Source organism: Chamaesiphon sp. VAR_48_metabat_403 (assembly GCF_031422475.1).
Taxonomy (GTDB): domain Bacteria; phylum Cyanobacteriota; class Cyanobacteriia; order Cyanobacteriales; family Chamaesiphonaceae; genus Chamaesiphon.
In genome coordinates this window covers 1-8529 of record NZ_JANPLS010000133.1, presented here as the reverse complement: position 1 = coordinate 8529, position 8529 = coordinate 1, and the positions used below count along the sequence as shown (strand labels likewise).

Annotated in this window: 5 protein-coding genes and 1 pseudogene; 2 read left to right on the top strand and 4 right to left on the bottom strand. The window is 47.5% G+C overall.

The features are described 5' to 3' along the window. The coding region (gene glyS, locus RMO79_RS06585) for a glycine--tRNA ligase subunit beta (protein ID WP_310482263.1) at positions 1-1828 on the bottom strand (1828 nt) is incomplete at its 3' end. A gap of 286 nt (positions 1829-2114) precedes the next feature. Here glyS and RMO79_RS06580 point away from each other — a divergent pair. Next, complete coding sequence (locus RMO79_RS06580; RefSeq protein ID WP_310482262.1) at positions 2115-2474, top strand: hypothetical protein; 360 nt, start codon at positions 2115-2117, stop codon at positions 2472-2474. A 262-nt stretch (positions 2475-2736) separates the two neighbouring features. Here the strand turns inward: RMO79_RS06580 and speA are convergent, their stop codons facing one another. The 3 genes from speA to RMO79_RS06565 form a co-directional block, all read right to left on the bottom strand. Further along, the gene (speA, locus tag RMO79_RS06575) at positions 2737-4686 is read right to left on the bottom strand and encodes a biosynthetic arginine decarboxylase (RefSeq protein ID WP_396136543.1); all 1950 of its coding nucleotides are present in this window, start codon (positions 4684-4686) and stop codon (positions 2737-2739) included. Between the two features lie 269 nt (positions 4687-4955). Next, positions 4956-5795: a peptidoglycan-binding protein gene (locus RMO79_RS06570; RefSeq protein WP_310482259.1), complete on the bottom strand. Its 840-nt coding sequence runs from the start codon at positions 5793-5795 to the stop codon at positions 4956-4958. A gap of 544 nt (positions 5796-6339) precedes the next feature. Continuing rightward, positions 6340-8250 (bottom strand): hypothetical protein, encoded by a 1911-nt coding sequence (locus tag RMO79_RS06565; RefSeq protein ID WP_310482257.1) that lies wholly within the window; start codon positions 8248-8250, stop codon positions 6340-6342. Positions 8251-8415: 165 nt separating this feature from the next. Between RMO79_RS06565 and RMO79_RS24460 the strand changes: the two are divergent. Further along, positions 8416-8529: pseudogene (locus RMO79_RS24460) on the top strand (recombination protein RecR); the annotation flags it as partial.

The window sequence follows — 8529 nt, the reverse complement described above, 5'->3', positions numbered from 1 at the left end:
CTTGGGCGGCTAATTTACTCGATCGATTGACGGTAGGATAGATACTTTCAAGGGTGCCGTTATAGCGAATTTGTTGGAGAAATAGGGCGCGTTCGCGGGTATCGAGTAAGTCTGTTAGTGCGCGTTGGGTATATTCGCGATCGTTTTCGCCTAAGACGGCGTTGACGAGATCGTAGTCGATATGTTTGTCTTCTTGGAGGAGATTTCGCAATCTTTGAATGAAGAAGTCTTGCAATTGTTTGGTGAGTTCGGCGGGATTGACTTGGGTGCGAATCTGCTTGAATTCGGCGATGATTTTAGCGATTAACTGTTCTAGATTTATGCCTAAGTTAGCATTCCAGGCAATATTAATAATTGCATTTGCCGCACGTCGGAGGGCGAAAGGATCGGATGAGCCTGTGGGTAACATGCCCAAGCCAAAGATACAGACTAATGTATCGAGCCTGTCGGCTATCCCAACGATTTGCCCGGTTAAGGTTTGGGGAAGGCTATCTTCGGCATTGCGGGGTAAATAATGTTCGACAATTGCAGTAGCTACTTCGATCGATTCACCATTGGCGATCGCATATTTAGATCCCATTATTCCTTGGAGTTCGGGGAATTCGCCGACCATTTGGGTGACGAGATCGGCTTTACATAGTAAGGCTGCACGATCGATATTTTGAGACTGTTGGGGAGTGAGATTTAATTGAGATGCGATCGAGTTTGCATTAGTAACAATTCGATCGACTTTGAGTTTTACGGAACCTAAATCGGCTTGGAAGGTGACGGTTTCTAGTTTGGGTAAATAGTCGGCTAATGGTTGAGCTAAGTCGGCATTATAAAAATATTGTCCGTCGGCTAATCTCGCCCGCACGACGCGTCCATTTCCGGCGGCGATAATCTCAGATTTTGCCGGATCGCCATTGGAGATCGTGATGAAGTTTGGTAATAATTTCTGTTTGGTGATATCTGTAAAAATTGGAAAATATCGCTGATGCGTCACCATTACGGTGGTAATTACTTCCGGGGGTAAGTTGAGAAAGTCATCATCGAATCTACCAACTACGGCGGTGGGATATTCGACTAAGTTAACTACTTCTGCGAGTAAATCGGGATAAATTTCGGCGACCCCGCCCATTTTGGTCGCCGCAGCTTGAATCTGTTGCTGGATATCGGTTTTACGTTGATTTTGGTCTACATTTACAAAGCCATCACCCAAGGTTTTTAAATACTGGGCGGCTGAAACGACGGAAACTGTTTCGGGATGGAGGACGCGATGAGTTTGAGAAATGCGATCGCTTTTAACGACATCCTCGCCATTAACAATTTCGATCGGTAAGATATCTTCATTCCATAATGTTACCAACCAGCGAATCGGACGGGGAAATTTTAATTCCCCATTCGCCCACCGCATCAAGCGTTTACCTTCTAATTTAAAAATCCACTGCGGGATTAATTCTGTCAGAATATCTTTAGTATCTCGCCCCGCGATCTTTTTGGTGATAAAGATAAATTCACCCTTATCTGTGGGGCGCAATTCTAATCTCGTAACATCTACACCCTGCTTTTTAGCAAACCCTACCGCTGCGGGAGTCGGTACGCCATCTTTATAAGCGGCTGCGGCTGGAGGGCCTTTAATTTCTTCGACCCGATCGAGTTGCCGATCGGGTAAATTAGTAATAATTGCTGACAGGCGGCGTGGCGTACCATAAATTTGAATACTACTATCGCTCAAAGCTTCAGCCGCCAAGCTGGCTGGAATCATCTTTTCCCACTGTCGAATCGCATCGCCGACAAAGCCTGCGGGCAAATCTTCAGTACCAACTTCTAACAAAAAATCGGACATATCGAAAAATTAATAATTACAGCTAAAAATATCTATATAAGAGGATATAAATCCAAGCCTCATATTATAAAGCGAATTCAGCCACAAAGATCTTTGGGCATTGTTGGATCTGTGGATGATTTATCAAGGTGCAATCGATGAAACCCTTGGTAGGGGTAATTCATGAATTACCCCTACCAAGGGTTGCATCGCTCAATCCAGCCACAAAGATCTTTGAATCTAGCTATCGGCAACAGCTAAATATTGAAAGACACTAGAATATAAGCCTATCAGTGGAGGAATTGCAATGATGAAATTTACCAAATTTCTGTGTCAGAGTATTTCGATCGCGATAATTGGCATGACAACTGCGGTGGGAGCCAATTCGAGTTTTATTTCAGGTGCTTATAAGGGTGGTGGTTATATCCTCGATCTTAGTAGTAGTGGCGAATATCATAGTTGCAATCCGCAAAATCGGTGTGTGACTATTCCACGTACTCAATCGACTCAGCAAGGGCGAACCTATATTTGGAAGCGGAATGGGTATAGTTATCAGGTTACGCCAGTCGGAAATCGGCTCAAAGCTGGTCACTACACCAGAATTTCGGTACGCATTATCGATCCCAAGCAAAAGGTTATTTTCGATCGCATCATGAGATATCAGTAGAGAGCTACGGTGTATACACAAGTTGGATCGGCTTCTGATGAGATGGTGTTACCCCCCCAACCCCCCTTATAAAGGGGGGCTTTTCCTGCTTCCTCCCCTTTATAAGGGGAGGGCTGGGGTGGGGTAAAAGGACTACGCAGCAACTCAAATAACTTGTGTATACACCGTAGCAGTAGAGGGGGGAGCGGGGAGCGGAGAGACTGGGAGACTGGATGGTTAAAACACTATCCACTATCCCCTATCCCCTATTCCCTATTCCCTCTTACGGAGCCAAATAAGTATACTGCGACAAACTATGTTCGTAGTTTTGCAGCAGGCGTTGGGCTTCGGAGATTTCGATCCGGTTTTCGAGGAGGGCTTGTTCGGCTTTTTGACGAACGCTCTCGATCAGATCTTCGACATCGTATTGAACGTAGCCGACAACTTCGGTCATGGTATCGCCTTTGACGACGTGTTCGATTTTGTAACCTTTGGGTGTCAGTTTAATGTGAACCGCATTGGTATCGCCGAACAGGTTGTGAAGGTTGCCCATGATCTCTTGATAAGCACCGCCGAGGAATAAGCCTAAATAATAAGGTTTATTCGGTTCTAGGGGATGTAGTTCGAGAACGTGTTTGACATCTTTGAGGTCGATAAACTGGTCGATTTTACCATCGCTATCGCAAGTAAGATCGGCGAGAATGCCGCGCCGGGTGGGTTCTTCGCCCAACCGATGGATCGGCATAATCGGGAACAGTTGATCGATCGCCCAACTATCTGGAGCCGATTGGAATACAGATAGATTGATGTAGTAAATCGATGCCATGATTTGTTCGAGTTCTTCCAAATCTTCGGGCATATATTCCTCGCATTTGGCGATATCGAGGATTTTTTGACAACAAGCCCAATACAGTTGTTCGGCGCGCGATCGTTCGGTGATGCTCAAATAGCCGAGTTTAAAGCGGCTGATGGCTTCATCTTTAAATTGATTGGCATCGTAGAAGGCTTCCCGATAATTTTCGGGGCTGATGCTGGCGTGGGTTTCCCACAGATTTCGGACGATCTGATGTTCTGGCTGGGTGCTAGGTTGGGGCAAATCTGTCCGCACGTCGCAGGTACTGAGAACATCAAAAATTAGTACCGATTGGTGAGAAGCGATCGCGCGTCCGCTTTCACTGACTAGAGTGGGAACGGGAATATTTTTCTCGTTACAAGTCTCGCGCACTTCGGCGACGATATCGTTAGCGTAGTTTTGGAGATCGTAGTTTTTGGAGGCATGGAAGTTGGTTTGCGAACCATCGTAGTCGATACCCAAACCGCCACCCACGTCGAGATATTTCATATTCGCCCCTAATTGGACGAGTTCTACATAGATTTTACTAGCTTCGCCGATCGCATCTTTAATGACCGAGATCGAGGAAATTTGCGAACCGATGTGGAAGTGGAGCAGTTGCAAGGAGTCGAGCATATCAACTGCCTTGAGCCTGTCTACCACCATAATAATTTCGGGAATCGTCAGCCCAAATTTAGCCCGATCGCCGCTAGATACGCCCCAGCGTCCGATTCCTTTAGCATTGAGCTTGGCACGCACGCCCAGATTGGGTTTGATGCCCAAAGATTGCGCGACGGCGATCGCGATTTCGACTTCTTCGATCTGTTCGAGGACGATAATCGGCGTTTGCCCTAATTTCTGCGCTAGCATCGCCATTTCGATGTATTCGCGATCTTTGTAGCCATTGCAAATTAGCAAGGCTCCAGGGTTATCTAGCATGGCGATCGCGATCGTTAATTCGGGTTTGGAACCTGCTTCGAGACCGAATTGATAGGGCTTGCCAAATTTAACCAGATCTTCGATCAGGTGCTTTTGTTGATTGCACTTGACAGGGAAGACACCTTTATACACGCCGCCGTAATTATACCGGGCGATCGCTTTGGCAAAACAGGCATTCAATCGTTCGATCCGGTGTTCTAAAATATCCGAAAACCGGACTAGCATTGGCAGGGCTAAATTGCGCTGTTGCAGAGATGAAACCAGCTCGTAGAGGTCTAGAGAGCCACCGCGATCGCCTTGTGGCGCGACGGTAACGTGTCCGGCTGCATTAATTGAAAAATACGGCTCGCCCCAACCTTGAATCCGATATAGATTTTCACTGTCTTCGATCGTCCAAGGTTCCTGAGGAGCTTCGGGTTGGGGCTGATGTTTGGCACCTACTTTCGGTTTTTCCTTAGGCACGATGGTATTTTTCAAAAGCTGATTCAATTCCGCAGCTACACTTGCATCTGGTAGCTCTATTTCCAAATTTTTTTCTGCCACTGCCTATCCCATTTTTTCTAGCGGACGATTTATCGATTGTCATCTTAACGCATTATTTACCAATCTCTCGATCGTTTTTATGCAGTTTTCTGTATTTAAGATACCCACAGATCGATCGAAACTAATGCGATCGCCTATCCAAATTATAAAGACCGATCGGATTGATGGTTTCCTTCATGTGGACGATCTTACAACCTAATGCCCAAAGCTTTGAGCGTCATCGGGCCGACGACACCATCGGCACCGAGTCCTTTTTTAGTCTGAAACTTAATTACCGCCTCCTTCGTGAGTCGATCGAACGAACCAGTCACGGGGGTAGGATAACCGACATTGGTCAAACTTTGCTGAATGCGATTGATTATCGATCCGGTATCGCCCATTTGAAAGCTAGTGACGCGGCTAAAACCCGCGATCGGACAGCGATCCATTTTTGCGGCGGTTTGGTCGCCAAAATTGCCATCGACAGTCATTAAATCGTTGGGATGATATTTATTCCACAGGCTCTGAAAAGCCTTCACACCCAAGTTTCCTACGTCATCGCGACCGTTATTTTCAAAAAAATGGACGGGATCGTTAGCACCCAACCATTGCCAGCCATGCGCCAGCAAATAGGGCTTCCACGCCTGATGATTGCTAACATCGATCGCCAATCCATCTTCGTGATTGCTGTTGCCCGGTTTGGCAGCTAAGGGAATTAATTTAGGATCGCGCCGATAAACTTGATAGAGAATATGCTGCTGTGCGACGGTGCGATAAGCCGAGCTAACGGTCATTTTGAGATTGGGCTGTTGGGCGATACCTGCTTTCAGCGCGGCACGTAGCGATTCTTTCGCACCCGCCTGAAGATAAAGGTTTAAGTGAGATCCGCCAGTACTGGCAATCCCTGGGAGGCTCTCAAAGTTGAGTAAAATACTCGTCTGTAAGGTATTCATCTGGGCAATAATTTGCCGACTCAAGCCGCTTACCACTCCGGTATCGACGGTGCGGGATTGAATCATGCTGTCGATCGCTGCTTTTACGGTTGTCATAGGTTTTAGGTTTTAGGCGTACCGACAAGAGGTGTAAAATTCCCTCCCTGGCGGCTACGGTGTATACACAAGTCTGTTGGACTTCGTTTCGAGATCTAAATCCCCCTTGGAAAGGGGGATTTAGCGGCGGTTTTATTCGGGGGGTCCCCCCGAATAAAAAACCGACAAGACAGGGGGATTCCCACCAATTTCGCTTCGAGCTAGAGATTTGTATACACGGTAGCCCTGGATAGGTGCTCGTTGGCGAAGCCTTTCCGAAGGAATTAGGGCGGGGTGGGTAGATTCCCGCCTCCCATCTCCTATCTAAAATAAATAATTTAAATTCATCCCGATGGGGGTGGGTGAAGTGTGGATATAGGAGTGGTAGATGCACCCTGATTATTCGTCCCTGACTTGCCATTGGTAAGTTGGGGCGTTTTTTTAGTAAATTAATTATTTATTTAAATTCATCCCGATGGGGGTGGGGGGAGCATGGATATAGGAGTGGTAGATGCACCCTGATTATTCGTCCTTGACTTGCCATTGGTAAGTTGGGGCGTTTTTTTTAACCGCTATTAGGTGCAAATTGATAAATCCGCAACCGATCGTTTTCATAATAGATGCGGCTATCGGGATGATATCGACGATAGGTTTCACATAATTGTAATGTAGCGGCGGTCAATTTTTTCCGACCGCTGGGCGATCGATAGTTGCGATAGGTAGGATCGGTGAGTACGGAATAGGGGACTGGATATTCTGGCTTATCGTTGGTGAAGGGCTGTTTTTCGGCAAATACTAGTAATGGTGTTTTGTGGGGAAAGTGAAAGTTAGCAGCCTTAACCCGGTATTGATAAGTATCGGTAAATTCGGCAACATCTTCATACCAGCCACGACCGTAGACTTGAGACAGTTGCTCGATCGGAGCCACGACAGTCCACTGTTTGGGGGGAAATATATGCCCGATTTCCACAGCTTTACGAGCGGCGGCATCGTATTCGAGATAGTCGATCGCAGGTAATGGCGGCAGGCAAAAATTAAGCGTAATAGCAATGAAGATCGTCAGACAAATCGGTGACGACCAACTGGCAAATAATGGTTTACTCGCCGCTGAAATCGCCATAAATAATAATCCTACTAACAAACTCAAGCCGATCGGTAATGTCTGTAAGATTTCAGCCAAGAGCGGCAACTGGCGATCGGGAATCGCCGCTAAGATCGCTAGCAGCGTCCAGGAGACACCAATTGTAAATAATGCCATTTGCCGCCCAAAAATGCTCCCGAAGCCGCCAAATAGGATTAATACCAGCATGTGAGGGGAAATTGCGGCAACTAAAAGCGTACAACAAAGGGTATTGATTATTGCATCCCGGCGTTGTTTGGTTCTGGCAATTTGGGTGCTGCATCCGATCGCCAAAATCGCAAACAGCGCACCGAGTTCGGCATCACTCGCCGCCCACGATCGAATCAAGCCCCGATCGAGCGCGTCGGCAATCGTCCTCAGGCATTGCTGCACTGCTATGGGCAAGCTTTGGGAAATCGGCAGATTCCAGGTAAATAAATAAGTACCCAAACTGTACATTGCTGCCAATGTTGCCGTCCCATTTTTAGTCAGCGCGGCGATCGTATAGCCGATACTCAACACCAGTAAACTACCAACGATCGCCCCCAATAACTGCACGACTTGAAGGGGATGAACGCCGCTGAGTGCTGTAATAAAGGCGGCTAAACTCTCGAAAATCGGTAGATATTTAACTTGGGGTAAGTCTCGCGCCAAGATCTGTTGGGTAATGAGTAACTGCTCGTAGATATCGGGATGGCTAAAGCGAAATTCGGTCAGCGGATGCTCGAACCGCAACCACACTGTCGATCCGACGATCGCGATCGCCGCAATCGCCGCGAGCATAATTAAGGGCAAACTCCAGCGATGTCTGGCGTGTAGTTTGGGAGTACGAGCGGCGGGGGTAGCCCTCGATGCTAGCTGTCGCGGTTGCGGCTCGAACTGAGCTTGAATCGCCCGCGCGATCGCCTGCCACGGAAACGATAACCAGTCAGCGATCTGGCGTGCGGATACGCCGCGATCGAAAATATCTACCGTCGCGATCGCAATTTGATGTCCTATTTGCTCGAATTTCGGTCGAGATTGCCACTGATGGCGAGCCATCCAGCCGATTCCCAACCCGATCGCATATACCAACACCGCCGTAATCCACGTAAATAAGCCCAACTTGACCCACAAAATACTCCCGATTGCAATCGTGGTAACCGTGCGGATAAAGGCACCGACTAGCCGACTGGCAAATGATGGTAAGGATGTTTGTGGAAATGCGATCGATGGTAATACGCCAAATAATAGCGTAAAGACAATTACCACCCACCCACTGGTCAGCAGATCGATAAGCAAGGATGGTCGATCGAACACGCGCGTGGGAAAAAAGCTACAGCTTATAGTGTATTCGGAATTTTCCCGATCGGACAAGGGGTGTGGGAGACGGGGAGACGGGGGGATGGGGGGACGGGGAGTGTGGGGAGTGTGGGGGGTGTGGGAGGTGTGGGGAGTGTGGGAAGCATAGTATAGATATTGATTTACCCTTTACCCTTTACCCTTCTTCCCTAATACCTAAAACCTAATCCCTAAAGCCTAATTCCAAAATGGTATAATAATTTTCTCTATCGATTTTTAGGAGCAAAGATTACGGCTTACACGCGCCCCCTTGCCAATCTGATCGAGCAATTACAACGCTTGCCAGGAGTAGGG

What these genes read in the sequence shown, in the direction of transcription:
- RMO79_RS06580 (WP_310482262.1), top strand. Translation starts at nt 2,115, where the DNA reads ATGATGAAATTTACCAAATTTCTGTGTCAGAGTATTTCGATCGCGATA.
- RMO79_RS06570 (WP_310482259.1), bottom strand. Translation starts at nt 5,795, where the DNA reads ATGACAACCGTAAAAGCAGCGATCGACAGCATGATTCAATCCCGCACC.